Origin of the sequence: Pseudomonas sp. P42 (assembly GCF_017973755.1) — a bacterium.
GTDB lineage: Bacteria > Pseudomonadota > Gammaproteobacteria > Pseudomonadales > Pseudomonadaceae > Aquipseudomonas > Aquipseudomonas iridis.
This window is the reverse complement of record NZ_JACOPU010000004.1, coordinates 716,650-742,109: the sequence shown is the minus strand read 5'-3', so window position 1 is coordinate 742,109 and position 25,460 is coordinate 716,650. Positions and strand designations below refer to the sequence as shown.

25 protein-coding genes and 2 pseudogenes are annotated in these 25,460 nt (G+C 58.0%); 17 read left to right on the top strand and 10 right to left on the bottom strand.

Annotation, left to right across the window (positions count from 1 at the left end):
- Positions 1-38: 38 nt before the first annotated feature.
- Positions 39-1,388 (bottom strand): heavy metal sensor histidine kinase, encoded by a 1,350-nt coding sequence (locus H8B20_RS16625; RefSeq protein ID WP_210623903.1) that lies wholly within the window; start codon positions 1,386-1,388, stop codon positions 39-41.
- Complete coding sequence (locus tag H8B20_RS16620) at positions 1,388-2,068, bottom strand: heavy metal response regulator transcription factor (protein WP_210623902.1); 681 nt, start codon at positions 2,066-2,068, stop codon at positions 1,388-1,390. Before H8B20_RS16620 ends, H8B20_RS16625 begins: the two co-directional genes overlap by 1 nt.
- A gap of 174 nt (positions 2,069-2,242) precedes the next feature.
- Here H8B20_RS16620 and copI point away from each other — a divergent pair, with 174 nt between their 5' ends.
- Together copI and queF are read left to right on the top strand one after the other, a co-directional pair.
- Positions 2,243-2,776 (top strand): copper-resistant cuproprotein CopI, encoded by a 534-nt coding sequence (copI, locus tag H8B20_RS16615; protein ID WP_042560147.1) that lies wholly within the window; start codon positions 2,243-2,245, stop codon positions 2,774-2,776.
- Between the two features lie 61 nt (positions 2,777-2,837).
- Positions 2,838-3,668: an NADPH-dependent 7-cyano-7-deazaguanine reductase QueF gene (gene queF / locus H8B20_RS16610; protein WP_042560146.1), complete on the top strand. Its 831-nt coding sequence runs from the start codon at positions 2,838-2,840 to the stop codon at positions 3,666-3,668.
- Positions 3,669-3,694: 26 nt separating this feature from the next.
- Here the strand turns inward: queF and H8B20_RS28135 are convergent.
- The 3 genes and pseudogenes from H8B20_RS28135 to H8B20_RS16600 all read right to left on the bottom strand — a co-directional run.
- Positions 3,695-3,781: pseudogene (locus tag H8B20_RS28135) on the bottom strand (metal ABC transporter ATP-binding protein); the annotation flags it as partial.
- Between the two features lie 76 nt (positions 3,782-3,857).
- Entirely contained in the window at positions 3,858-4,121 is a 264-nt protein-coding gene (locus tag H8B20_RS16605; RefSeq protein WP_042560145.1) for a DUF4404 family protein, read from the bottom strand.
- 109 nt (positions 4,122-4,230) lie between these two features.
- On the bottom strand, positions 4,231-4,851 hold the full coding sequence (locus tag H8B20_RS16600; RefSeq protein ID WP_210623901.1) for an HAD superfamily inactivated hydrolase PcrP: 621 nt from the start codon (positions 4,849-4,851) through the stop codon (positions 4,231-4,233).
- Between the two features lie 198 nt (positions 4,852-5,049).
- Between H8B20_RS16600 and H8B20_RS16595 the strand changes: the two genes are divergently transcribed.
- Entirely contained in the window at positions 5,050-5,739 is a 690-nt protein-coding gene (locus H8B20_RS16595; RefSeq protein WP_042560143.1) for an MlaA family lipoprotein, read from the top strand.
- A gap of 53 nt (positions 5,740-5,792) precedes the next feature.
- Here the strand turns inward: H8B20_RS16595 and H8B20_RS16590 are convergent.
- Positions 5,793-6,092: pseudogene (locus H8B20_RS16590) on the bottom strand (PilZ domain-containing protein).
- 274 nt (positions 6,093-6,366) lie between these two features.
- Here H8B20_RS16590 and rssB point away from each other — a divergent pair.
- Positions 6,367-7,548, top strand: a complete 1,182-nt coding sequence (gene rssB / locus H8B20_RS16585; RefSeq protein ID WP_047302218.1) for a two-component system response regulator RssB — start codon at positions 6,367-6,369, stop codon at positions 7,546-7,548.
- Positions 7,548-8,030 carry an anti-sigma factor antagonist RssC gene (rssC, locus tag H8B20_RS16580; RefSeq protein ID WP_042560140.1) on the top strand — a complete coding sequence of 161 codons (483 nt, stop codon included), beginning with the start codon at positions 7,548-7,550 and terminating at the stop codon, positions 8,028-8,030. Before rssB ends, rssC begins: the two co-directional genes overlap by 1 nt.
- A 184-nt stretch (positions 8,031-8,214) precedes the next feature.
- Here rssC and tal read toward each other — a convergent pair whose 3' ends face one another.
- Positions 8,215-9,141: a transaldolase gene (tal, locus tag H8B20_RS16575; RefSeq protein ID WP_200616759.1), complete on the bottom strand. Its 927-nt coding sequence runs from the start codon at positions 9,139-9,141 to the stop codon at positions 8,215-8,217.
- Positions 9,142-9,343: 202 nt separating this feature from the next.
- Positions 9,344-10,306 (bottom strand): cellulase family glycosylhydrolase, encoded by a 963-nt coding sequence (locus H8B20_RS16570; protein ID WP_210623900.1) that lies wholly within the window; start codon positions 10,304-10,306, stop codon positions 9,344-9,346.
- Positions 10,307-10,597: 291 nt separating this feature from the next.
- On the opposite strand from H8B20_RS16570, the gene H8B20_RS16565 reads away from it, so the two are divergent.
- The 8 genes from H8B20_RS16565 to H8B20_RS16530 all read left to right on the top strand — a co-directional run bounded on the left by H8B20_RS16565 (position 10,598) and on the right by H8B20_RS16530 (position 20,273).
- A complete protein-coding gene (locus H8B20_RS16565; protein WP_042560138.1) occupies positions 10,598-11,038 on the top strand; it encodes a low molecular weight protein-tyrosine-phosphatase in 441 nt (146 codons plus the stop codon).
- A 39-nt stretch (positions 11,039-11,077) separates the two neighbouring features.
- The gene (locus H8B20_RS16560; protein WP_210623899.1) at positions 11,078-13,306 is read left to right on the top strand and encodes a polysaccharide biosynthesis tyrosine autokinase; all 2,229 of its coding nucleotides are present in this window, start codon (positions 11,078-11,080) and stop codon (positions 13,304-13,306) included.
- A 36-nt stretch (positions 13,307-13,342) separates the two neighbouring features.
- Positions 13,343-14,425: a glycosyltransferase gene (locus H8B20_RS16555; protein WP_200616757.1), complete on the top strand. Its 1,083-nt coding sequence runs from the start codon at positions 13,343-13,345 to the stop codon at positions 14,423-14,425.
- A 15-nt stretch (positions 14,426-14,440) separates the two neighbouring features.
- On the top strand, positions 14,441-15,553 hold the full coding sequence (locus H8B20_RS16550; protein WP_210623898.1) for a polysaccharide pyruvyl transferase family protein: 1,113 nt from the start codon (positions 14,441-14,443) through the stop codon (positions 15,551-15,553).
- The gene (locus tag H8B20_RS16545) at positions 15,550-16,782 is read left to right on the top strand and encodes an MATE family efflux transporter (RefSeq protein WP_210623897.1); all 1,233 of its coding nucleotides are present in this window, start codon (positions 15,550-15,552) and stop codon (positions 16,780-16,782) included. The genes H8B20_RS16550 and H8B20_RS16545 overlap by 4 nt, the downstream gene beginning before the upstream one ends.
- Positions 16,773-17,876 carry a hypothetical protein gene (locus H8B20_RS16540; RefSeq protein ID WP_210623896.1) on the top strand — a complete coding sequence of 368 codons (1,104 nt, stop codon included), beginning with the start codon at positions 16,773-16,775 and terminating at the stop codon, positions 17,874-17,876. Before H8B20_RS16545 ends, H8B20_RS16540 begins: the two co-directional genes overlap by 10 nt.
- Positions 17,877-17,888: 12 nt before the next feature.
- A complete protein-coding gene (locus tag H8B20_RS16535) occupies positions 17,889-18,938 on the top strand; it encodes an acyltransferase family protein (RefSeq protein ID WP_210623895.1) in 1,050 nt (349 codons plus the stop codon).
- Between the two features lie 198 nt (positions 18,939-19,136).
- Complete coding sequence (locus H8B20_RS16530; RefSeq protein WP_210623894.1) at positions 19,137-20,273, top strand: SGNH/GDSL hydrolase family protein; 1,137 nt, start codon at positions 19,137-19,139, stop codon at positions 20,271-20,273.
- 112 nt (positions 20,274-20,385) lie between these two features.
- On the opposite strand, the gene H8B20_RS16525 is transcribed toward H8B20_RS16530, so the two are convergent.
- Positions 20,386-20,796, bottom strand: coding sequence for a phosphohexomutase domain-containing protein (locus H8B20_RS16525; protein ID WP_210623893.1), 411 nt, complete (start codon positions 20,794-20,796; stop codon positions 20,386-20,388).
- Positions 20,797-20,843: 47 nt separating this feature from the next.
- On the bottom strand, positions 20,844-21,677 hold the full coding sequence (gene galU, locus H8B20_RS16520) for a UTP--glucose-1-phosphate uridylyltransferase GalU (RefSeq protein ID WP_042560129.1): 834 nt from the start codon (positions 21,675-21,677) through the stop codon (positions 20,844-20,846).
- Positions 21,678-22,067: 390 nt separating this feature from the next.
- Between galU and galE the strand changes: the two genes are divergently transcribed.
- The 4 genes from galE (at position 22,068) to H8B20_RS16500 (ending at position 25,436) form a co-directional block, all read left to right on the top strand.
- Positions 22,068-23,084 carry a UDP-glucose 4-epimerase GalE gene (galE, locus tag H8B20_RS16515; RefSeq protein ID WP_210623892.1) on the top strand — a complete coding sequence of 339 codons (1,017 nt, stop codon included), beginning with the start codon at positions 22,068-22,070 and terminating at the stop codon, positions 23,082-23,084.
- Positions 23,085-23,315: 231 nt separating this feature from the next.
- Positions 23,316-23,552 carry a hypothetical protein gene (locus H8B20_RS16510; protein ID WP_210623891.1) on the top strand — a complete coding sequence of 79 codons (237 nt, stop codon included), beginning with the start codon at positions 23,316-23,318 and terminating at the stop codon, positions 23,550-23,552.
- Between the two features lie 91 nt (positions 23,553-23,643).
- Complete coding sequence (locus H8B20_RS16505) at positions 23,644-24,759, top strand: polysaccharide biosynthesis/export family protein (RefSeq protein WP_210623890.1); 1,116 nt, start codon at positions 23,644-23,646, stop codon at positions 24,757-24,759.
- Between the two features lie 11 nt (positions 24,760-24,770).
- Positions 24,771-25,436 (top strand): YjbF family lipoprotein, encoded by a 666-nt coding sequence (locus tag H8B20_RS16500; RefSeq protein WP_210623889.1) that lies wholly within the window; start codon positions 24,771-24,773, stop codon positions 25,434-25,436.
- The last annotated feature ends 24 nt before the right edge of the window (positions 25,437-25,460 follow it).

The window sequence follows — 25,460 nt, the reverse complement described above, 5'->3', positions numbered from 1 at the left end:
AGATCAAAAGATCGCAGCGTGCCGCAGCTCCTACAGTTTCAATCTTCTTTGGGCAACTCAATCACAAACCGCGTCCAGCCCCGATCCGATTCGCAATGAATCTGCCCACCATGGGCCCGAACGATCGATTGAGTAATCGCCAATCCCAATCCCGCATGTTCGCTGCTACCTTCCTGCCGCGCCGGATCGGCCCGATAGAAACGATCAAACAATCGCGGCAACAGCTGCGCTGAAATCCCGTCCCCGGTGTTCTCGACCGATACACGCACAGTATTCGGCAGATCCTGGATCGCCAAGCGAACCTCTCCCGAGGCGGGTGTAAATCGCAGCGCGTTATCCAGCAGATTCGACAACGCTCGGCGCAACATGCTGCGGTCACCTTCGATTCGCGCAGTGCCTTCACGGCTCAACGTCACTGCGGCGTCCTCGGCCAACGGCGCAAAAAACTCCAACAGCGCATCCGCTTCATCCGCCAACGTTAGTGGTTCACGCTTGGGCATCAGCAAACCGTGATCAGCCTTGGCCAGATACAACATGTCATTGACCAGTTGCGCCATCCATTGCAGTTCTTCAAGGTTGCTGTGCAGCGCTTCGCGGTAATCCTCGATCGGCCGCGGGCGGGTGAGGGTGACCTGGGTATGGGTCAGCAGGTTCGACAGTGGCGTGCGCAGCTCATGGGCGATGTCGGCCGAAAATGCCGAGAGCCTCTGAAACGAGTCGTCGAGGCGTGCGAGCATGGCGTTGAAGCTGTGGGCCATTTCCGCAAGCTCTGGAGGCATTTGCGCTTCCGACAGTCGGGCATTGAGCGATTGCGCCGAAATCCCACGCGCCACCGCACTCATGCGCCGCAATGGGCGCAAGCCGCTGCGCGCGGCCCAGGCACCGAGCAACGCGGTAGCCAGCGCCGAAAGCCCGACGGTCAGCCAGATCAGATGCTGCATGCGTTGCAGAAAGTGCTGGTGATGGGTGATGTCCAGCAACAGCGTCAATTTTGGCGAGTCGGGTTTATCCGGGTAGAGCGGGGCATTCAGCACGCGGTACTCGGTGTCGTTATTGCTCACGGTCGACAGGCCGGATTGTTGCGGCAAGACATCTGGCACCTTGATCGAGCTGTCATACCAGCGTTGCCCGTCACCGCCAGTGATGCGCAACGACAGATCGGCTTGTCGGCTCAGTTCGTCCGCCAGCCGTGCCTCAGCCTCACCGGCCTGAACATCCTGCAAGGCGCGGCGCAGGCCGATCAGTTTGCCGTCGAGCAATTGCTGGTCGAGCTCAATGAAATGCGCCTCACTGGCGCGGTTGAACAGCACCCCGGCGAACAGTGAAACCACAGCGGTGCAGGCAGCAAACAACAAGGCCAGGCGTGAACTCAACGACAACCGGCGCATCAGGCTGGGCGCTCTTCAAGCACATAACCCATGCCGCGCACGGTGTGGATCAGTTTGTTGGGGAATTCGTCGTCGACCTTCAGGCGCAGGCGCCGAATCGCCACTTCGATGACGTTGGTGTCGCTGTCGAAATTCATGTCCCAGACCTGCGAGGCGATCAGCGATTTGGGCAGCACTTCCCCCTGACGGCGCAGAAGCATTTCCAGCAGGGCGAATTCCTTGGCGGTCAGGTCGATGCGCTGGCCCTGACGTTCGACTCGGCGACGGATCAGGTCCAGACGCAGATCGGCCAATTGCAGACTGGTTTCCTGCGGTGTGGCACTGCCCCGACGCAACAGGCTACGCACCCTGGCCAGCAGTTCGGAGAAGGCGAACGGTTTGACCAGGTAATCGTCGGCGCCGAGCTCCAGGCCGTGAACCCTGTCCTCCACCGCGTCTTTTGCTGTCAGAAAAAGCACCGGCGTATCCAGGCCAGCACTGCGCACTGTTTGCAGAATCCGCCAGCCATTACGCCCGGGCAGCATCACGTCGAGGATCAGCAATGCGTAATCACCGCTCAAGGCTAGTTGCTGGCCGCTGTCGCCGTCGGCCACCAGTTCGGTGTTGAAGCCGGCCTCGGTCAGGCCCTGACGCAAGTATTGGCCGGTTTTCGCTTGGTCTTCGACGATCAACAGTTTCATGGGCAACTCGGGTTGATTCAATGTGATTCGGGGTGTAGTAACGAAAGCTTTATACCGCGAGAGCAGGCAGCAGCCGTTAACCTGACAAAGTTGTAATCTGCCTGTCAGGTAGATGCCAGCGCCGGCCGGCTAGAGTTTCCCACAGGCTGAACCTTATCTTGTTGGAGTACGACCATGTTTTCGCGCAAATCCCTGATGTTGACCGCTTGTTTGTTGGTATTGAGCGCGTCAGTGTCGGCCGGAGCAGGGCACACCTACGAATTCGGTCAACCGGCCACGGCAAGCAAAGCCACCCGAAGTATTGAAGTGGTGATGGGTGATATGTCGTTCGAGCCAAAGGCTATCAAGGTCGAGGCCGGTGAGACCGTTCGCTTTGTGCTGGTGAATAAAGGCCAGTTGCTGCATGAATTCAACCTCGGTGACGCGGCGATGCATGCCAGTCATCAGAAGGAAATGTTGCAGATGCAGCAGAGCGGCATGCTTACGCCTACTGGCATGAAGGAAATGTCCCACGACATGGCGGGCATGGATCACGCGGCGATGGGCCATGGCATGAAGCATGACGATCCGAACAGTGTGTTGGTCGAACCGGGTAAAACCGCTGAGTTGACCTGGACCTTCAGCAAGGCGACGGGTCTGGAGTTTGCCTGCAACATCCCCGGCCATTATCAGGCCGGTATGGTCGGCAAACTGACTGTCAGTCAGTAAGCACTCAAAGGTGCGGGCAAAGACTGGTAGAATCCGCTGATTCTTCAGTCAGGTTTCCGCCATGCATCCCGCAGCCGAACACTCGCCGCTGGGCAAATCCAGCGAATACATCGCCACCTACACACCGTCCTTGCTGTTCCCGATTCCGCGCACCGCTAAATGGGCGGAGCTGGGCCTGACCGCCGAAACCCTGCCGTATAAAGGCGTGGATTTCTGGAACTGCTTCGAACTGTCGTGGCTACTGCCGTCGGGCAAACCGGTGGTGGCCATCGGCGAATTCAGCATTCCGGCGGATTCGCCGAATATCATCGAATCCAAGTCCTTCAAGCTCTATTTGAACTCGCTGAACCAGACGCCGTTTGCCGATAGCGCCACGCTGGAAGCGACGTTGGTCAAGGATCTGTCGGCAGCGGCCGGCAAACCGGTCGGCGTGCGGGTTCGCAGCCTGAAAGAAGTCGAAGCTGAAGGCGTCGTGGCGTTGCCGGGTGTGTGCATTGATGACCTGGAAATCAGCGTCAGCAACTATGAGCACCCGCGTCCGGAACTGCTGCGTTGCGATGATTCGCGCGTCGTCGAGGAGAGCGTACACAGTCACCTGCTCAAGTCCAATTGCCCGGTGACCAGTCAGCCGGACTGGGGCAGTGTAGTGGTGGAATATCGCGGCGCGGCGCTGGATCACGCCAGTCTGCTGGAATACATCGTCAGCTTCCGTCAGCACTCGGACTTCCATGAGCAATGCGTCGAGCGGATTTTCCTGGATCTGCAGCGTTTGTTGAAACCAGAAAAACTGACGGTATTTGCACGTTACGTGCGTCGTGGTGGATTGGACATCAACCCGTACCGCAGCACCGAAAGCGCACAACTGCCGAACCACCGGCTCGTGCGTCAATAAGTTCCCGGAATGTGGCACATCCAGTGTGGGAGCGAGCCTGCTCGCGAATGCGGTGTGTCATTCAAGGATGATGTCGATTGACACGACGCCTTCGCGAGCAGGCTCGCTCCCACAGGGGCTGTGTTTCAAGTCCGGAAATGAAAAAGCCCTGCCATCACTGGCAGGGCTTTTTTTGCGTTTCGGGGGGAATCAGATCCCCATGCTGCCCAGTGTATTGATGATGTTGCGCAGGGTACCGGCAATGGCTGGGTGTTCGACTTCAAAACGTTCGACAGCCAGGTTCACGCCATCAGCGAGGCTGGCATCCTGGGTCTTGGTTTCAAGTTCAAGCTCCAGCTGGATCTGCTGCATCAGCGTACGCAGATCTTCCCGTTCGGCTTCAGTCAGCGGCGGATTCTGATCCAACTGCTCGCGCAGGGTATCGAGCTGTTTTTGAAGTTCTTGAGCGGGCATGGTGTTTTCCTTTTTATCGAGAGGCACTGGCATTGACCGCAGTCACGCGCCAAAGGTCTATGGCTGACCTTTAGATTAATCCACTCTCGAGCACCCTGCATGATCCCGATCAGGGCTTTTCGCCTTTGAGGCGGCGCAGGCTGATGTCCGCCAGACAGGTTTCCAGCTCGCCCAAATGATCGATCACCGAGTGCACGCCAAGGCCGAACAGCTGCATCGTCGCTTTGCCGCGCAACTGCTCCCGTTCCTTTTGGCTCAAGGCTTGCCATTCGCCCGGCGCCAGACCACACAGTGAACCGCAGGATGCCAGGCCGATTGTCCATAAGCCGGCATTGAGACCCGATTGCAGCAGTCGAGGCTCGCCGCTGACCAGTACGCAGCCGTCCAGGCTGCCAACGTTCAAGTCCATCAGCGCTTGCCAACAGGCGTTGGGAGCGGGCCAGGGATTGATTGTTGCCGAATGTTGCGCAGGCTTGATCCACGCCGGTAAGGCAGCCGATAGCGGTTGCGCAAGGGCTGCGGGCAGGTCGTCGATCCACGCGCAAGGAATGTGCTGGCGCTGCAGGCTCTGCAGACTTTCGAGCGCGCCCGGTGTGGTCTCGGCATGTTCGGGCAGGGCGACGCTCTGTTGTCGGGCGCGGGCACCGAAATCCACCAGGCAACCACTGAGTCCGAACAGTATGGCGTTCAGGCCGGGCGCGGCGACGGGCAAGGTTTCGGCGTGTGACATGGCAACATCCCTGAAATATCCATGAGGCTAGAACGTGTGGATGACAGTTGCATGACGGCGGTGTGAATGGAGGGCTCGAAAAACGTCCTGCAAGTCACTGCATTCCCGGACTGCTCAAAAGGACTTTTGCGCTTATACTAGCGGCCTTACCGCCCAGGTCGAGATGCCTGTGCCAGTACAAATCCAAGGAGTTTCTCTATGCGCTTGAGCCCTTCGCTCGCTCAGCTTTGTGTATATGCCGGCCTGGTGCTGGCGCCGTTCGCCACTCAAGCGGCAACGGAAGAAGACCCTTGGGAAAGCGTCAACCGTCCGATCTTCCAGTTCAACGACTTCGTCGACACCTACGCGCTGAAGCCTTTGGCGCAGGGCTATGAGTTCGTGACGCCGCAATTTGTCGAAGACGGCATCCACAACATGTTCCGTAACGTCGGTGACGTCACCAACCTGGCGAACAACATTCTGCAGGCCAAACCCGCTGCGGCTGGCGTCGACACCGCACGCCTGATCTTCAACACCACATTCGGCCTGCTCGGCTTCTTCGACGTCGGCACCCACATGGGCCTGACCCGCAGCGACGAAGACTTCGGTCAGACCCTCGGTTACTGGGGCGTGGGCAGCGGCCCGTACGTGATGCTGCCGCTGATGGGCCCGAGCACCCTGCGTGACGCACCGTCCAAGTATGTCGACGGCTTCACCGGCATGTACCGCTACATCAACGATGTGCCCGTGCGTAACTCGATATTCGGCCTGAACATCGTCGACACCCGCGCCAGCCTGCTGTCCAGCGAGAAGCTGATCAGCGGCGACAAGTACACTTTCATCCGTAACGCCTACTTGCAGAACCGCGAGTTCAAGGTGAAGGACGGCCAGGTCGAAGACGATTTTTGATCTCGACCGGTGAAAAAAGAAGGCGACCCTCGGGTCGCCTTTTTTGTGTGCGCTTATTTCATCTTCAGGATGCTCAGGCCAAGCTTTTGGCTGTCGCCCTCCTGAGCCTTGACCCAAACCACTTCGGTCTCGGCTTCAAGGCCGCTGAGTGCCGAGTGCTCGGAGTCAATGCTCACGTACAAACGATCACCCACCTTGAAGCTGCGCGGTGCTTCAACCTGCATGCCGCTGCTGGAGAGGTCGATGCACACGGCCGAGACCTGATCCCCTTCATGAATCAACACGACATCGGCATCGACACGCATGCGGATGAAATCGCGCTTTTCGCTTTAGTCCCGACCGGTTTGACTCATGGTTCTGACCTTCCATTGGGTTACGGTTTGAGCAGTTCTTATAACTCTCGGTGATTTGACAAGTAAAGTCGTCAAGCGACCATCGGCGCATGCTTGAAACGCCCAGCGGATGGGAGTACCGTCTGCGCCTTAGAAGGGCACCTCTGGTGCAACCGTGTACGCAGCTAACGCGCGAAAGCGGTGCAGCAGAGAGGCTAGAAAGCGAATCCAGTAGTCTGCGCAGGGCCGTTGCCCCGCCAACTACGCCAACCTAATTCTGGCGCCGTTTGCCCACATGCCAAAAACCAGTGCCACGCTGCTGATAATCGATGATGACGAAGTAGTGCGCGCGAGCCTCGCGGCCTATTTGGAAGACAGTGGTTTCAGCGTCCTGCAGGCCAGCAACGGCCAACAGGGTCTTCAGGTATTCGAGCAAGACAAGCCCGACTTGGTCATCTGCGATCTGCGCATGCCGCAGATGGGCGGTCTCGAACTCATCCGTCAGGTCACCGAGCTGTCACCGCAAACGCCGGTGATCGTGGTTTCGGGTGCCGGCGTGATGAACGACGCGGTCGAGGCGCTGCGCCTGGGCGCGGCGGATTACCTGATCAAGCCTCTCGAAGATCTGGCTGTGCTCGAGCACTCTGTGCGCCGGGCCCTGGATCGTGCGCGCCTGCTGCTGGAAAACCAGCGCTACCGCGAGAAGCTCGAAAAGGCCAACCGCGAGCTCGAAGCCAGCCTGAACCTGCTCCAGGAAGACCAGAACGCCGGTCGCCAGGTGCAGATGAACATGCTGCCGGAAAGCCCGTGGAGCATCGACGAGTTCAAGTTTGCCCACCAGATCATCCCGTCGTTGTACCTGTCGGGTGATTTTGTCGACTATTTCCGTGTCGACGAGCGCCGGGTTGCGTTTTATCTGGCGGACGTATCGGGTCATGGCGCCTCTTCAGCCTTCGTCACCGTGCTGCTGAAGTTCATGACCACGCGCTTGCTGTTCGAATCCAAGCGCAACGGCACTTTGCCTGAATTCAAGCCTTCGGAAGTCCTTGGTCATATCAACCGGGGGCTGATCAGTTGTAAGCTGGGTAAACACGTCACAATGGTCGGTGGAGTCATCGACGAGGAGACCGGTTTGTTGACCTATAGCATCGGCGGCCATCTGCCGTTGCCTGTGTTGTACACGCCTGACAGTGTTCGATATCTCGAAGGACGCGGTCTGCCGGTGGGCCTCTTCAATGAAGCCACCTACGAAGATCACGTGCTTGAGCTGCCGCCGACGTTCAGCCTGACGCTGATGTCTGACGGCATTCTGGATCTATTGCCAGAACCTACGCTCAAAGAAAAAGAAGCCGCTTTGCCTCAACGGGTGAAGTCGGCGGGCGGCAGCCTGGATGGTCTGCGGCAAGTTTTTGGATTGGCCACGCTGGGGGAGATGCCGGATGATATCGCCCTGTTGGTGTTGAGCAGGAATCTTTAATGAGTACCGGTAGAATCCAGTTCGCCGAGCAGGATGGCACCTTCGTCCTGAAGTTCGTTGGTGAAGTTCGCCTGACCCTGTGTTCGGCGTTGGATGCGACTATTGAGAAAATCTTCACCGCGCTGAATTTCAACGCGATCGTGATTGATTTGACCGAAACCCGCAGCATCGACAGCACGACATTGGGCCTGTTGGCCAAACTGTCGATCCTGTCGCGGCAGAAGGTTGGTTTGCTGCCGACCGTGGTAACCACCCACGATGACATCACCCGTCTGCTGCAATCGATGGGCTTCGAGCAGGTGTTCAACATCGTCAATCATCCCGTACCGTGCCCGGAATGCCTTGATGACTTGCCGGATCAGGATCAGTCGGAAGAAGTGGTGCGGATCAAGGTGCTGGAAGCGCACAAGATCCTCATGGGCCTGAATGATTCCAATCGTGAAGCGTTTCACGATCTGGTGAATGCGCTCGAACGCCATTAAGTGATGTGGGCCGATCGGGCCTCATCGCTAGCAGGCTAGCTCCCCCAGTGAGTTTGTGTCGAGCCAGTCATTGTGGGAGCTAGCCTGCTAGCGATAGCGTGCGCAAGAACACCGCAAATTTCCAGCAGCCACAAAAAAGGGCGAACCCACCAGGGTTCGCCCTTTTTGCATTTGCCGAACTAGATCACAGCTTGGCCTGCAGCAACGCCTCGAGCTTTTCCTGGTCTCGGGCGAACTGACGAATGCCTTCAGCCAGTTTCTCGGTGGCCATCGCGTCTTCGTTGGACAACCAGCGGAACTGCGCTTCATTGAGGCTCAGGCGCGCTTCACCCGCGTGTCCTGGCGCCAGTTTGCGCTCCAGCTTGCCAGTGTCGGCCGCCAGTTTGTCGATCAGGTCCGGGCTGATGGTCAGGCGGTCGCAGCCAGCCAGTTGCTCGATCTGGTTGAGGTTACGGAAGCTCGCACCCATGACCACGGTCTTGTAGTCATTGGCCTTGTAGTAGTTGTAGATGCGCGTTACGGACTGCACACCCGGATCGTCGGCGCCGGTGTAGTCGTTGCCGTTGGCCTTCTTGTACCAGTCGTAGATCCGGCCTACGAACGGCGAGATCAGGAACACACCGGCATCGGCGCAAGCTGCCGCTTGGGCGAAGGAGAACAACAAGGTCAGGTTGGTCTGAATGCCTTCCTTCTCCAGTACTTCGGCGGCACGGATGCCTTCCCAGGTCGAAGCAATCTTGATCAGCACGCGGTCACGGCCAATGCCGGCCTTGTCGTAAAGCTCGATCAGGCGATGCGCACGTTTCAGCACGGCGTCCTTGTCGAACGACAGGCGCGCGTCCACTTCGGTGGAGATACGGCCCGGGATTACTTTGAGGATTTCCTGACCCACCGCAACGCCGAAACGGTCGCTGGCCAGGCCAACATCGCCCTTGCAGTCGCTGACGCAAGCATTCAGCAGTTCGGCATAACCAGGAATGGCCGAAGCTTTGAGCAGCAGGGAAGGGTTGGTGGTGGCGTCGACCGGTTTGACTCGGGAGATCGCTTCGAGGTCGCCGGTGTCGGCCACAACGGTGGTGAATTGTTTAAGTTGTTCCAGCTTGGAAGTCATGGGTGTGCTCTGTCCTGTGGGTCTGACGACATTACCCGAGCGCTGACAGCCACTCAAGGGCGCGTGCGTGGATCGATGGCCCCTGAGGCAACAACCTGAAAACGATTGTTTGAAAGGCGGGGCGCGGTATCGATGAATACGACGTCAAAACCCCTGACAGGTTCAAAGCAACTGACCTGCGTACAGATCAGTCGCACAGGGGCTACTGCATGTTCAGCTGAGTGGCGGCGGCCATTTTCGCCGGTTTCGGTTGCCCGTCTGTGGTCAGCAGGCCGAAGTTCTTCTCGCGTTCGTTACTGCCAGATGCGCTGTTGCGCCATTCGTAGATCGACGTCAGCGCAATGTTGAGCTTTTTCACATCGGCGATAAACGCGCTGACCTTGCTGGCCTGCCCGTCGATGCCGCCATTGGAGCTGAGCGCCGATACGCCCCATTCGCTGATGACCCCGGGCAGATGAAAGTTTTGCTGGATAAACGACTGTGCGTTGCTGATTTGCGTGGCCGTCATGCCGTACGGGTGATAGGAAATCGCGTCGAGGCATTTCGGGTACTCACTGACGATCCCGTTAAGCGCTACCGTTGACGCAGAGCCTGCGGTCGGTGCCCGGGCAAAACCGAAGCCGACCACTGGCGTGGTTTGCGCTGTGGCCTGCAACGATTTGCACACGGCGCTCATGAACGGCACGAACGTCGTAGCGAAATTGCGCGTTGGCCAGTAGGTTTCAAGGTCGGGCTCGTTCCAGATCTCGATCGCCACCAGTTGTGAACTGTAGGTTTTCTCCAGGCCTGTCAGTGCGGTGGCGAACGATTCGCCAGCCTTTGTCAGTTCACCGACGTTGTCGGGTGTCGGGGTCAACGGCTTGATCGCGCGCACGGTCAGCAACACCGGCAGGCCAGCGGATTGCGCGGCTGCAAAGGCATCGCTGACCTGCTTCTGATAAGCCTTGGCGCTGAGACTGTCGCTCCATACGCCGAAGCGCACAAAACTGAAGCCTGAGGCTTTGATATGGGCAGCATCCTCGGCGGAGAAGTTCTGGATCTTGACCTGGATTCCGACGGTCTTGGCGGGGAGGTTGGGAAACAGTTCGCTGGCATGAACTTGAGGTGCGGCACTGAGCGCCAACAACAGCGAGGCACTGAGGCGTTTGAGACGGGCTGATTTCATGTCTGCTCTCCAATGAGAATGACAACGGCGAATAGTTCTCTGGGCGTCTGTTGTTTGAAACTAACAATCGCGCGAAGTGCGCGAATGTTATTTTTTGTCGGAAATAATTCGCGTGAAAATCACAGTTATTTTTAGTCCGCTAATTCTGGTTGGGGGGCTTTTAAGCGCTGTGGTACTTAGTGTTCCGGTACTAACAGGGTGAATCTATTTTCTGAGTGCAGGAAGATCTAGTGGGTTCATTAAAGTTCGCTCTAGATGTTGGCAGTTTGATATTACACAGGAAAGTAAACCTTGTTTAAAAAGATCCTTGTCGTCTGCGTTGGCAATATATGCCGAAGTCCTACCGCAGAACTGTTGCTGCGTAACGCGCTGGCCCCCGGAGCAATCTCGGTGACCTCCGCAGGCCTCGCGGCACGTGTCGGAGAAGGCGTTGAAGCTTCGGCGCGGCAGGTTCTGGAAGACCACGGGCATAGCGCCGAAGGCTTCAGGGCGCGGCAACTGACCTCGGACATCGTCAATGAATCAGATCTGATTCTGGTCATGGAAAAGCAACACGTTAACCAAGTATTGAATATTGCCTCCCATGCGCGGGGCAAAGTCTTTCTGCTCGGCAAATGGCAGAGCGAACGAGAGATACAAGATCCATACCGTCAAGGCAAGGCCGCTTTTATTCATGCCCATGCATTGATTGAAGATGCTGTCAGCGCATGGGCGCAACGTCTTGTACGTTGATCAATATTCTTCAGATCAGTGAATGGTAAGAACAGACTTATGCAGTTACCGTCAGTAATCGCCAACCGTGACAACGATCAAGACAGTATTGATCTACTCGGCATATTCGGCAGTTTGATAGACCAGAAATGGTTGATCGGCGCACTCACCGGTGCCTTTATGGCTGCCGGCGTTGCCTATGCAGTGTTGGCCACGCCTGTGTACCTGGCGAACGCGCTGGTGCAGGTCGAACCGAAAAAGAACGACATGCTCGGTTTTTCCGACCTCAACAGCATGCTCGGTGGGCAATCGCCGTCGGTGACCGAAATTGGCATCATCAAGTCGCGCGCGGTGATCGGCAAAACCGTCGATGACCTGCGGTTGGATATCGATGTCACGCCTAATACCTTCCCGCTGATTGGTGGTTTTCTCGCTCGCCGTTATCGCGGCGAAACCGAGTTCAGCGTCGCGCCGCCAAAGTTCGGCATGAACAGCTATGCGTGGGGCGGCGAGCGTGTCGAGATCGCCCGGCTGGACCTGCCAAAAGAACTGCTGGGCAAAAAGCTCACGCTGATTGCCGGTGAACAACATCACTTCAAGCTGTTCGATGAAAACGACAACGTGCTGGTAGACGGTGTTGTCGGTGAAGCCTTCGCACAAGATGACGTAGAAGGGCTGATCGCCCAGCTGTCGGCCAATCCTGGCACGCAGTTCCAGGTGGTGCGCAATCCACGGATCGTGACCATCCAGAGTTATCAGGATGCGCTGGATATTTCCGAGCAGGGCAAAGAGTCGGGCATCATCCGCCTCGCGCTGGCCAGCGCCGACGCGCCTGAGGCGGTGAAGATCCTCAACAAGATCGCGGCGCTGTACGTCGAGCAGAATGTGCGCCGCACGTCTGCCGAAGCGGCGCAGAGCCTGGCTTTCCTGCAGAGTCAGCTACCGCAGGTCAAACGTGATCTGGCCAAGGCCAGTGATGCGCTCAACGCCTACCAGACGCACGGCAAGACCGTGAACATCTCCCTGGAAACCCAGTCGGTGCTCGGTCAGTCCGTGGCGCTCGATACGCGGATTTCCGAGCTGAAAATGCAGCAGGCGGAGATGGATCGCAAGTTCACCAAACAGCATCCGGCCTATCGCGCACTGATGAGCCAGATCGGCGAATTGACGCAACAGCAGAAGTCGCTTGAAGGCAAGGTTCAGGATTTGCCGGCCACGCAACAGGAGCTGTTGAACCTGACCCGCGATGTTGAAGTGGCCTCGCAGATCTACACGCAATTGCTGAACAAATCTCAGGAACTGGACATCGTCCGTGCCGGCGCAGTCGGCAACGTCCGCTTGATCGACATGGCGGATGTCGACCTGACCAGCCCGGTCAAACCGAAAAAAGCCCTGATCGTGCTTATCGCAACCTTCCTCGGCGCCTTCGTCGGCGTCGCCCTGGTGTTGCTGCGCAAATCCCTCAGTCGTGGCCTGGAAGGGCCGGAGGCGATCGAGCAACTTGGCTTGCCGGTGTACGCGTCGATTCCTTACAGCGCGTTGCAACAGGAAGAGGACGGCAAAAAGGGTCGCGCCCGCGATGGCGTGGACAAACCGGCGTACCTGTTGGCGTTGCGCAACCCGACGGATCTGTCCATCGAGTCGATCCGCAGCCTGCGTACCTGCCTGCACTTCGCCGGGCTGGACTCGACCAACAACCGCATCATGATTTCCGGGCCGAGTCCGCAGGTCGGCAAGACGTTCGTCTCTTCCAACCTTGCCGCCGTCATGGCGCAAAGCGGTCAGCGTGTGGTGCTGATCGACGCCGACATGCGCAAAGGGCATCTGCACAAAACCCTCAACGTACCGATCGCCAATGGTTTGTCGGATCTGCTGGTCAAGCGCTGCAGCCTCGAGCAGTCGATCAAAAAAATCGAAGGCGCCGACTTGCATTTCATCAGTCGCGGGCAGGTGCCGCCCAATCCTTCCGAGCTGTTGATGCACGCCAATTTCCGCGAGCTGCTGGCAGAACTCAGCGAGCTGTACGACGTGGTGATCATCGATACGCCGCCGCTGCTGGCGGTGACCGATGCGGCCATTGTTGGCCGTGAGGCGGGCATCAGCCTGATCGTCACGCGCTTCGGGGTGAACCCGGCCAAGGAAATCGAATTGACCATTCGCCGCTTCGCCCAGAACGGCATCGAGTTGAAAGGTGCGGTGTTCAACGGCGTCGAGAAGCGCGCGGCCAGTTACTACGGCAACGGCGGCTACGGCTATTACAACTACGAATACGCCTCCGACAAATCCTGATTTGCCGCGATTTTTCTAAATTTGGAGTGGGTGGTTGTGAAAAAAATACTGCACGTGGCTGAGACGATAAAAGGTGGCGTTGCGACGGTCATTCGCACGATTTCGACGTCGCCCGAAGACGATGCTGCCAATTACGAGCTGGTTTATCTGGTCCCGCAGGATCAGGAAAAAGAGCTGCATGGCATTGCTGCGCAGCAGATTCGCACCTTTGCCCGAACCGGGCGCAACGTGCCGTCGCTGCTGCGTTTCGCCTGGCGCCTGGCGCAGGTGATGATCAAGGAAAAACCCGATGTGGTGCATCTGCACAGCACTTTTTCCGGGGTGATCGGCCGTTGCGTTTGCGTGCTGTTGCGACCTTGGCGCAAGCCGAAAATCGTCTACTGTCCGCATGCGTTTTCGTTCCTGATGGAAAGCTCGCCGATCAAGCAGAAAGTCTATGCGTGGATCGAGCGTGTCTTGCAGAAGGTCACCGACGTGATCATCTGCGTCAGCCAGTACGAACTCGACAAAGCTGCGAGTTTCGGCATCGAGCGCAAGCGCATGCGCCTGATCTATAACGGCATTCATCGCCGGGACGAGGCGGCAAAAATCGCCAACCCCGAGCCGATTCATCTGTTGTTTGTCGGCCGCCTCGACTACCAGAAAGGCTTCGACGTGTTGCTCAAGGCCTACGCCAAGGTGCAGCGCAACGATCTGAAACTGACGGTGGTCGGCAGTGCGGTCAACGAGGACGTGGTCGAGTGCCCGCCCATGGATGGCGTTGAATATCTGCCGTGGGTCACACCGAGTGAAGTGCACGCGCTGTATCAACAAGCCGATGCCTTGATCGTCCCGAGTCGCTGGGAAGGTTTTGCCATGGTGCCGCTGGAAGGCATGGCCATGGGGCTGCCGGTGATCGCCAGTGACTGCACGTCGCTGCCCGAGCTGGTCAGCAACGAGGTGTCCGGTTACGTCTTCCCGACCGGTGATCACCAGGCGCTGGCGGACGTGCTGGCGAAAATCCAGAAGCCGCGGTTGCTCGACCTCGGCAACGAGGGCCGCAGCATTGTCCGCGAGCGTTTCAGCGCCGCGTTAATGATCCGCCAGACCTACGACCTGTATCGCGCTCCCACTTATTAAGTAGAACTCAAGCTTATGAACGTAACGATTTTGCATGGCTACAGTGCGTCCAACTCCGGTGACGGTCTTCTTGTCGATCTGGCCATTGCCCTGGTGCAGCGCAACTTTGGTGACGACACCGCGATCAGCGTTGTGGCGTCCGATCCGCAATCCTTCAGCTACCTGCCGCACCCACGTTTTGACGCGCCGGTGATGGCGGCCAAAGGACTGGGGCGGGTCAAGCAAGCGGTGTTTCTCAATCAGTCCTACGCAGGGCTCGCCGATCTGTTGCGCAAGACCGACCTGATCGTCGGCGTCGGCGGCGGTTACATGCGCTCGAAAAGTGCGTTCGAGCACATCAAGTTGAAACTCGGCCACGCCAAGCAACTGGAAACCGCGATCCTCAGCAAAGTGCCGTCGGTGTACCTGCCGCAAAGCATCGGCCCGTTCCATGGCGAGAGCAGCAAAATCGTCGAGCATTACGCCAGCGCCGACGCGGTGTTCGTGCGCGATAATCGTTCGTCGGCGATCTTCGACGCCTGTGACAACGTCTATCGTGCGCCGGATCTGGCCGTGCAATCGTTGGCCAGCAAAATCCTGCAGCAACCCAAGTTCACCCGTTGCGCTGCGTCCCCGGCCACGGTGTGCGTCGTGCTGCGCAAGCCTCCTGAGTGGAGCAAGGAAAAGAAGGTCGCCTACGTCGCCAATCTGAAGCTGCTGCTGCAACGCCTGAAGAACAAAAGCAAAGTGGTCTGCGCCGTGCAAAGCGCCGTGCGTGGCAATGATGACGGCGCGTTCTATCGCGAACTGGGCATCAGCGAAGACCTGCTGCCACTGAAGGCGACAATTGCCAAGTATCAGCCGGATCTGGTGATTTCCGTGCGCTTGCACGGCGCGATCGAATCGCTGCTCTCGGGCGTTCCGGCGTACCACATCAGCTACGAACGCAAAGGCTTCGGCGCCTATCAGGACATGGGTGTCGAGGACTGGGTGATCAACGGCGGCGACATCAATGTCGATACCATCATCAACACGGTTTACGCGCCGAACGCGCTGTCGAATTTCGGCAAACGCCTGACCGACACCTGCCGCGAGATCGAGGCAAAAACCGTGGCCATGGACGAGATCATCAAAGGGATCGTTCGATGATATTTCGGCTACTGCTTCGCGGCGGAGCCTTGGGCGCGAAGTTTTTGCTGGTGCTGGCGATCACTCATTACCTCGGTTATGAGGCATTGGGCTTTTACGGCGTGGTGGTCGCGGCGTCGCTAATTGCCTCGAAGTTCTACAGCGTCGGCTTCAGTTCGGAAATCAATCGGCTGATCAGTGTCGGCGGCAGTTCGCGCCGGGTCGTCGATAAGGTTTTGCTGCTGTATCTGGCGGTGGGGCTGTTGTTGTCGGTGGTGACAGTGCTGATTTATTCACTGTTCCAGGCCGTCGAGGCGCCGATGGCGCTGATCCTCTGCGTGACCCTGGTGTTGCTCACCGAACACCTGTCGTTCGAAATCAACTCGTTCGTGTTTTCCGCGCAGAAAGCCACGGCGGGCGCGCTGCTGTTTTTCATCAAGACCGGCCTGTGGGCGCTGTTGGCGGTGAGCGGGATGATGCTCGGCTGGGTGTCGGGCATTACCAGTGTGTTGTGGTTGTGGGTGGTCGCCAACGTGCTGGTGATCATCGCCGGCTACCTGATCGTGGTGAACGTGCATCGGGGGCGAGAAGCCGAAACGCTGGCCACCGCGACTGTCTGGAAGGCCGGGTTGCCGTTCTACCTCGGCACCGGTCTGATCGCGTTGAGTCAGTACGCCGAGCGCTTTCTGATCATCGACCTCGAACCCTACGCCAGCCTCGGTAAATACGTGTACGCATGGTCGGCGGCCAACACCTTGCAAGCGTTGTCCTACGCGGTGGTGGCGGTGGTCGGCATTCCGGTGTTGGCCAAACGTTTTCAGGCCGATCAGCAAGCGTTCACGGTCAGGCAATTGTTCGTCAACAAATGGGTCATGCGTTCACTGGCGGTGTCCGCTGTGGTAGCGGTGGCGATCTATCTGTTCTTCAACGTGGTGCTCGATTACGTCGCGACCAGCGTGCCACGTCCGGACAACGCGATCCTCGCTGTGCTGATCTTCTCTTTCGCCTTGCGCGCGATTGGCGACATCGTCTGGGGCGGTTTGATTGCCTCGAAAAACAGTCGCGTGTCACTCGCCAGCGCGGCGATCTGCCTGCTGGTTTCGGTGCCGGTCAGCTACCTGCTGATCAAGCACTATTCGATCTATGGCGCGGCGTGGGGCAACGTCTTTGCGATCATCGTGCAGCTTGGCGTGATTGCCGTGTTGACCCGCGTGACTGGCGTGAAGAAGGCCGCTGTGTCATGGGCCTGAAGCTGCCGTGCATCGAGTTTCGTGGCAAGAAACTCGATTCGTACGTCTCGTTCCTGATCCTCTTCACCGGCCTGTTTCTGTCGGTGGCCATGCCGCTGTTGGTCCCTCGCGCGCCCGGGCCGGATGCCATGACGTTATGGTCGTCCTATGCACGCGCCGACAACTGCAATTTCTGGAACCCGTTCTCGCCGGATCGCTCCTCCTACGAGTGTTCGGCGTTCCTGCTGCGGCCCACCGGGATCAACCTGACCAATGCCTGGGCCTACGGCATGTTCTGCAACTTCTTCCTCACGGCGATTCCGGTGGTGGTGTTTCGGCGCATGCCGCTGGCGATCTTCGGCACCCTGTGTCTGTGGGGCATCGTCCGCTCGTTTTTTCTGGAAAACCTGACCAAGGAAATCATCGTCTCGGTGGCGGTGCTGAGCATTTTGCTCAGCTCGTTGACGCGTAAATATCGCGGCGGGTTTTTCCTGTCGGCGGTGATCTACGGCGTATTGATCCGGCCTTACTGGATTCTGTTTTCGCTGTCCTGGGTCGGCGTCTGTGTGATGAAGAAGTATGTATCGCGCATGACCTTTTTCCTGATGCTGTTCATGTTCTATCTGGCGGTTGCCATGGCGATTCAGTTGGCGCTCGGGTTTCCGGTGTCGTCGATTCGCGCGAGTAACAACGAATTGCGCACGGCGGGGGAGGAGGGCTCGAAATCGCTGATCGTGTCGTGGCTCAGCGGCAGTGACTTCGTCTCGCAAGCGCTGGACTCGATGATCATCTTCTTCCGGTTGTCGTTCCCCGTGGAGCTGATTCTGCTGTCCGGGCCGGGTCAGGCGATCTTCGTTGCCTTGATGATCATGACCGCGCTGCTGCTGTTCAAAGTCATCACCTCCACCGATTACAAGGGCACACCGATACAGACCAAACCCAAGGAGCTGATCGCGATTCCGCTGGCGTTTTTGCTGGTGCAGGGTTTGTTCGAACCGGACTTCGGCTCCTTCGCCCGGCACTTCTCGATGGTCGTGCCAGTGCTGTTCGTGGGCCTGGGATTGATGCTGCGCGCGCACAAACCGGTGCAGGTTGAATCAAGAATTCTGAATTGAGGCAGGTGCTTTATGTCGAGCAAGAAAAAGTCCCTGGAGATCGAAACCCTGCGCGGCCTGGCGTGTCTGCTGCTGGTGCTTTATCACGTCATCGGCCCGTTGGGCGGCGGCTTGAAGATCGACCTGGGCTCACCGTTTCGAGTGCTCGCCGACTCGATGGTGTACGTGCGCATGCCGCTGTTCACCTTCATTTCCGGCTACATCTACTCGATTTACAAAATCCGCGGGAATGACTTTTCCACGTTCTTCACCGGCAAGGTTCGGCGGCTGATCGTGCCGCTGTTTTGCGTAGGCGTGCCGTTCTCGGTGCTGCAAGCGGTCGGCCCGGGGGTGAACAAGGATGTCGGTGTGATCGACGCGTTGTTGTCGTTCTGGGTGCCGATCAACCACTTCTGGTTCTTGCAGGCGGTGTTCATCATTTTCATGTTCGTCGGCTTGCTGGAGTGGCGTGGCCTGCTGCGTTCGCCCACGCGCCTGTATCTGCTGTTTGCCTTTGCCGCAGCGATATTTCTGCTGCCGCCGTTCACCTTTGATGCGTTCGGCATCAACGGCGCAATTTACCTGCTGCCGTTTTTCGTGGCGGGGATGATCGGCCAAGAGAGCGTCGACGCGTTGAGGCAGCGGTTCAAGATGATCGGGCCGTTGGTGTTTGTGCTGATCTCGCTGACGCTGTTGTATGTCGCGGCGGTGGATCGCGAACTGATTGTTGATCGCCGTAGTGTGATTGGTCTGACGGTGGGTTGCGTGTCCTGCTTCGCGCTGCTGTCGAGCGATATGCGCTCGAAGTGGTTGACCTGGCTGGGCGGTTATTCCTATGCGATTTTCCTATTCCATGTTTTGTTTGCCGCCACTTCGCGGTTTGTCCTGGGACGTTTGGGCGTGAAGGATGAGAGCTTGCTGGTGTTCGGCGGCGTGGCGTGCGGGTTGCTTGGACCTGTGGTGTTGTCGATGGTTTTCAGTCGGTTCAATGTGACCTCGGTGCTGTTTCTGGGGGAGCGGGCGGCAAGCAAAAAGCCACTGGGCCCCATCACCCCGGTGGTGCCAACCCAATCATCCCTGTAAGTCACACCATCCCTGTGGGAGCTGGCTTGCCAGCGATGGCGGTGGATCAGGTAATGAATCTGTGCCTGACTCGGCCCCATCGCTGGCAAGCCAGCTCCCACAGGTTTATTGGTATGCACAGATTTAATGGATGACCACAAACCCTGTGGGCGCGAGCTTGCTCGCGAAGGGGTCGTCACTGAATGAAGGAATTTATGCATGTTGGCAGTTGATGACGCTCAGCCCGTTGCAGCGTCGGTGGTTGAGGTGGGGGATGCGCGCGAGCGCTTTGCCCAGTGGCGTGAAGGCAAGGCCGGCAAGGTGCTGGCAGTCTCGGTGATCGGCGACAGCTACAGCGCCGGACAGGATTTCTATCTGAACAAACTGGTGCAGCGGGTGGCCGGGGAGGTGGGTTTTGCCGGGCCTGGCTACGTCGGTTTCAACCACGGCGCGGCGCTGGGCGGCACACACTTCAAATACACCCGCAGCAGCGAGAAGTATTTTGGCGGCGACTGGAAGGTCTCCGGGCTTGGCCAGGCCAGCCCTGATAGCCGAACAGTGACAGGGCGGCCCGGTGCATGGTTGCAGGTCGATGCCAGCCCGACACCGTCGATCAACACCGTCGTCACTCAAGCGAAATTACTTTATCTGGGCAACGGTGAGCCCATTGAGATCCGCTATCGCTGGACGCCATCACAAGACTGGAAACCCTTGAAGCTCGCCGGTTACGGCGTGCAAGAGGTGCCACTGCCTGACACGCCGACAGCGGCTGATTGGGCGTTCCGGCTCGAAGTGGTGAACGGCGCGCCAACCCTGTTTGGCTTGTGGATGAGCAACGATCAGGGCGGCGTGCGGGTGTCCAAACTGGCGGCGTCCGGCGCGGCATCCGCTGACTTCTATCACAGCGATCCGAAGTGGCAGACACAGTGGAAAGCGGCCGTGTCGAAGATTCCTGCCGACGTTTATTTGATCATGCTCGGTGGCAACGATCAGGGCTTTGGCGTGAAGCCGCAGACGTATTTGCACAATGTGCAGGGGCTGGTGGCAATGATTCGCGAGATTCAGCCAGCGGCGAGCATCAACCTGATCATGCGTCAGGACACCACGCGCTCCAGTACCTATCCGATGTCGGCTTATGCGCAGGTTTTGCAGCCTTGGGCTCAGTCCCAGCATCTGGGGTACGCCAATCTGCAATGCGCGTTCGGCAGCGACGTCAAACGCTACGCGGCGGCGATGATCGGCCCGGACAAGATTCATCCGGTGCCGGCCACGGGCGGCAAGGTGATTGCCGATTATTTCTATGGCTGGATCGTGGGCGGTCACACAGGCAATTGCGACACCCCAAAACCCCTGTAGGAGCTGCCGAAGGCTGCGATCTTTTGATTTTTTTCAAGATCAAAAGATCGCAGCCTTCGGCAGCTCCTACAGGGATGACCGGGATTTAAGAGCTACAGGTGAACGTTGGGGCTTACGCTTTTTCGAAGCCGTCCAGTTGACTCAACAACTCCGCAAGCTTCTGCGGCATCAACCGCGTATCACAACGCGTCTCCACGTTGATGATGATCGCCGGGTCGTTGCAGCAGATGCGCACTCGGAAGCGCCAGTCGCTGAAAATCACTTTCAGGCCGTCGTGGTCATCGATTTCCAGCGCCTGCTCGCCATAGAGCTTTTTCAGGTGAGCGAGCAGGGGATAGGGATCGGCCAGCGGCCGGCGAATGTCGCCGGAGGACGGAAACATGCCGATGCGCTCCACCAGCAAAATGGTGCCCAGCCAGGACTCGTTGGCGCTGGGCAACGGCTGCTGACGCGACAACCAACTGACCACCCCGAGGTTGCCCACCTCACGTTCAATGTCTGCCGAATGTTGTGCAATGTTCATAGAGGCCTGCCTGAAATGAAGAGTGGGCGGTGGGTGTGGGAGCCGTCTCAGCGGCCCTTGAGGTAGACGTTTTCGTAGCAGAAGTTGGTCGCTTGCAGGTAACCCTCGGCGTCGCCGCAGTCAAAGCGCAGGCCTTTGAACTTGTAGGCCAGTACGCAACCGTTTTGCGCCTGTTTCATCAGGGCGTCGGTGATCTGGATCTCGCCGCCCTTGCCCGGCTGGGTGTCGGCGATCAGGTCGAAAATGTCTGGCGTCAGGATGTAGCGACCGATGATCGCCAGGTTCGAAGGTGCGTCCTGCGGCGCCGGTTTTTCGACCATGTTGTTGACCCGATAAATGCCATCGGAAATCAGCTCGCCGGCAATCACGCCGTACTTGTGCGTCTGATCGGCCGGGACTTCCTGGATCGCTACGATCGAGCAGCGGAATTTCTTGTAGAGCTGGATCATCTGCGTGAGCACGCCATCACCTTCCAGGTTCAGGCACAGGTCATCGGCCAGGACCACGGCGAATGGCTCGTCGCCGATCAACGGGCGACCGCTGAGAATTGCGTGGCCCAGGCCTTTCATTTCTACCTGGCGCGTGTAGGAGAAGGTGCAGGTGTCGATCAGCTCGCGGGTGCCGGCAAGGAACTTCTCTTTCTCGGTGCCGCGGATCTGGTGTTCAAGTTCGTAGCTGATATCGAAATGATCTTCCAGCGCACGCTTGCCCCGGCCGGTGACGATGGCCATGTGTTGCAAGCCGGCGTCTCGCGCTTCTTCAACGGCGTACTCGATCAACGGCTTGTTGACGATCGGCAGCATCTCTTTCGGCATGGCTTTGGTGGCTGGCAAGAAACGCGTGCCGTATCCGGCAGCGGGAAACAAACATTTACGAATCATAAAAGTATCCTGGACAGTCATGGAACACAGCCAACGGGTGCGCGCACTAACGAAGGAGTGCAAGTTTCAATAGTTATTGAACGACTGCTTTAATACCTGAGTCAGGTTATTAATAGCAATTGAATGCGCCGGTAAATCGCGACAATGTTATGAGATGTCGGATGGCGCGTTATTAGTTATTTTTAGTCGGTATCTGTTGATAGTGATGAGTGCACTTGCAGTGCTAATAAGTACCGGGCAATACAGTGTGACCTGCAAAAATATTTATTGCCAGTCATTGAACTAGTTTTGTTTTCGGTTGTTGTCGCCTGGTTTGTGTGAATTGCGACACATCTCCACAACAACAGGCTTGACACGCTACTTGTTACTTATCCAATCACGGACCGCGCTATGAAGATTCTGGTAACCGGTGGCGCCGGCTATATCGGCTCGCACACCACACTTGCGCTGCTTGAAGCAGGTTATGAAGTTGTCGTGCTGGATAATCTTTGCAACAGCAGCGATGCGGCACTGCATGCGGTGGAAGCCATCTGCGGCAAAAGTGCGCAGATGATTCGCGGTGATGTCTGCGACCGGGCGCTGCTTGATCGGATATTCAACGAGCATGCCATCGACGGCGTGCTGCATTTCGCCGGTCTCAAAGCGGTCGGCGAGAGCGTGCGCAAGCCGCTTGAGTATTACGAGACCAACGTCAGCGGCAGCATCACGTTGTGTCAGGCGATGGCGGCGGCTGGGGTGTTTCGCCTGGTGTTCAGCTCATCGGCCACGGTCTACGGCGAGCCAGCGCAGATGCCGATCCGCGAAGACTTTCCGACCGGTACGCCGACCAATCCCTACGGGCAATCCAAGCTGATCGTCGAAAACGTCCTGCGTGATCTGTGCCAGTCCGAGCCGCGCTGGAGCATCGCGTTGCTGCGTTACTTCAATCCGATCGGCGCGCACCACAGCGGCCATATGGGTGAAGACCCGAACGGCATTCCCAACAACCTGCTGCCTTATATCAGCCAGGTCGCGGTGGGCAGCCTGCAAGAGTTGTCGATTTTTGGCGACGATTACCCCACGGTCGATGGCACCGGTGTGCGTGATTACATCCACGTGGTCGACCTGGCGGACGGGCATTTGAAAGCCTTGCAGTCGATTTCCGGACGCAGCGGCATTCATACCTGGAACCTCGGCACCGGCGATGGCTACAGCGTGTTGCAAGTGTTACGTGCTTTTGAGCAGGCCTGCGGACAACCCGTGCCATATCGGGTGATGCCGCGACGTTCGGGGGATATCGCCGAGAGTTGGGCCGACGCGTCCAAAGCTGCGCAAGAGCTGGGCTGGAAAGCCAGGCGTAACTTGCAGGACATGGTCAACGACACGTGGCGCTGGCAATCGAACCATCCGAAGGGCTATCTCCGATAATGTCGTTTTGATGCCCAATGTTAGTTTCGGTCAGGTGTTAGATATCGTCGGGAAAATACGCTGGAAATGCCTTTTGCAAGTCCGTAGATATAAACCTGCCGTTCGACTTTTATCAGTTGCGTAAGACTGTGAAAGAACAACGGATCTTGTTCGCATTTTTCGCGGACTTGAACTCTACCACCTCTAGCACCGGCCGGTTTTTAACAGGTCGAATGTTAGAAAGGAGTTGATATGAAGAAAGTGATGGCAGTTGCCCTGTTGACGATGTTGAGCAACTGGGCTGTCGCAGCTGAAGCGCCGCTTACTGCGGTGACCAATGTGGGCGGTAGTGTAGCGGCTTCGCAAGCCCCTGCAGCCAGTACTGCAATGGTCGCCAGTGCAGTAGCGGCGTCCAACAGCGGTGGCAGTGCCAACGGCGGTACCACCGGTACGACGGGTACCACCGGTACAACCGGCACGCATAACTAACAGCGGTTTTTGTTAGTGCAGTACAGGGTCGCCCGACGCAAGTCGGGTGACTTCTTTTTTTAGATCCGCCCTTGAATAGCGTAGTGCCATTATGACTCGTAGTTTTTCTCTTTTAATGTTGGCAAGTCTCGCTTTACAAGGTTGCATGTTTTCCCCCGGCCAATACCTGAGCACCAGCGACATCACCCGCCAGGGTGCCAGTGAGAGCAGCCGGGTCGAGCTGATTCCGATCACGCCCAAGCTGATCTCCACTACCCGCGCCACGCAAAAGCGCACGTCGCTGCCGCCGGAGTTATTGACGACCCCGGCCGAGTACCGCATCGGCAATAACGATGTCTTGTACATCACGGTCTGGGATCACCCCGAGCTGACAGCGCCGTCCGGTGCGCAGCAACAGATCGATGCCAACGGCCGTCTGGTGCGTTCCGATGGCACGCTGTATTACCCGTTTATCAAGGAAGTCCAGGCCACCGGCCGGACCATCCAGCAACTGCGCGCAGACATCGAACAACGGCTGTCGGCGTTCATCGCCGAGCCGCAGGTGGACGTCGCCGTATTGCGTTTCGCCAGTCAGAAAGTGGTGGTCACCGGCGCGGTTACGAAGGCCGGCCCGCAGGCGATTTCGACCAATCCGCTGAGCGTGGTCGAAGCGCTGGGTTCGGCCGGCATCGATACCAGCAACGCGGACTTGTCCGGCCTGCTGCTGACGCGTAACGGGCGGGTGTATCCGCTCAATCTCGACTCGCTCAACCATCATGATTCCGAGTTGCAAGGCGTGTACCTCAAGGGCGGCGATCAGTTGTACCTGCCATACAACGACAACAAGCGAATTTACGTCATGGGTGAGGTCAACCAGCCACGCGCATTGAGCTTCAAGACGGCGACGATGAACCTCTCCGATGTGCTCGGTTCGGTCGGCGGCTTGAGCCAGACCACCTCCAACGGCAACGCGGTTTACGTCATTCGCGGCGTAGAGAACCTCGACGTCGAGCCGGCGAAAATCTACCAGTTGAATGCCCAGTCGCCGACCGCCATGGCGCTCGCCACGCATTTCGAAGTGCGTCCGCAGGATGTCGTTTATGTCGGCCCTGCGAACGTGACGCGCTGGAACCGCTTCATCAGCCAATTGGTGCCGTCGGCGTCGATTGTCGGATCCGGGGCTTCCGCTGCGAAGAACTGGAGCGAATTCAGTAACAACAGCAAATAAGGCCGCCGACTGTGAACACGTTGAAAGTGGGTGTCTGCCTGATGGCGGCCCTGTTGTTGTGCGGCTGTAACCCACTGATGAGCGCGTCGCTGAACAACCTCAAATCGGCGGTGATCGGCCCTGACGAAGTGGACGTGACGCCGGCCCAGGTGGCCGAGGTCAGCTATCCGCAACTCAAGTTGACCACGCCGTCCGGCTCCGGGGTGCTGGCGTTGGTGCGTGAGCGTGAAGACCTGCAGTTCTGGGTCGCCTCCGGCAAGCAAGTGCTGCTGCTGCGCGATGGCCTGGCCGTGCGCAGCATTGGTCTGGGCCTTGAGGGCGATCTCGACGGCACGCGTCTGGCGGATGACTCGCCGTTCAAGTCAGGCCTGCATCAAGTCGCCGATGGTTTTACCACGCGGCGCTGGATCGACCTCTACAAGGGCCAGGAAGTGGGGGTGATCGTCAACAGTCGCTTCACCCGCCGCTCGACGGAAACCCTCGACATTCTTGACAAGGAATACACCGTGCTGCGTGTCGATGAGCAGCTTGAAGCTCCGGCCATCGGCCTGAGTGCGACCAATCATTATTGGGTTGATCCGCGTGACGGTTTCATCTTCAAGAGTGAGCAGCAACTGACCTCGCAACTGCGCGTCAGAATCGTGCAACTGACACCTGATCGCAGGCATCTGCCGTGAAGCGTCTTGGTTTTTTTTCAGCGT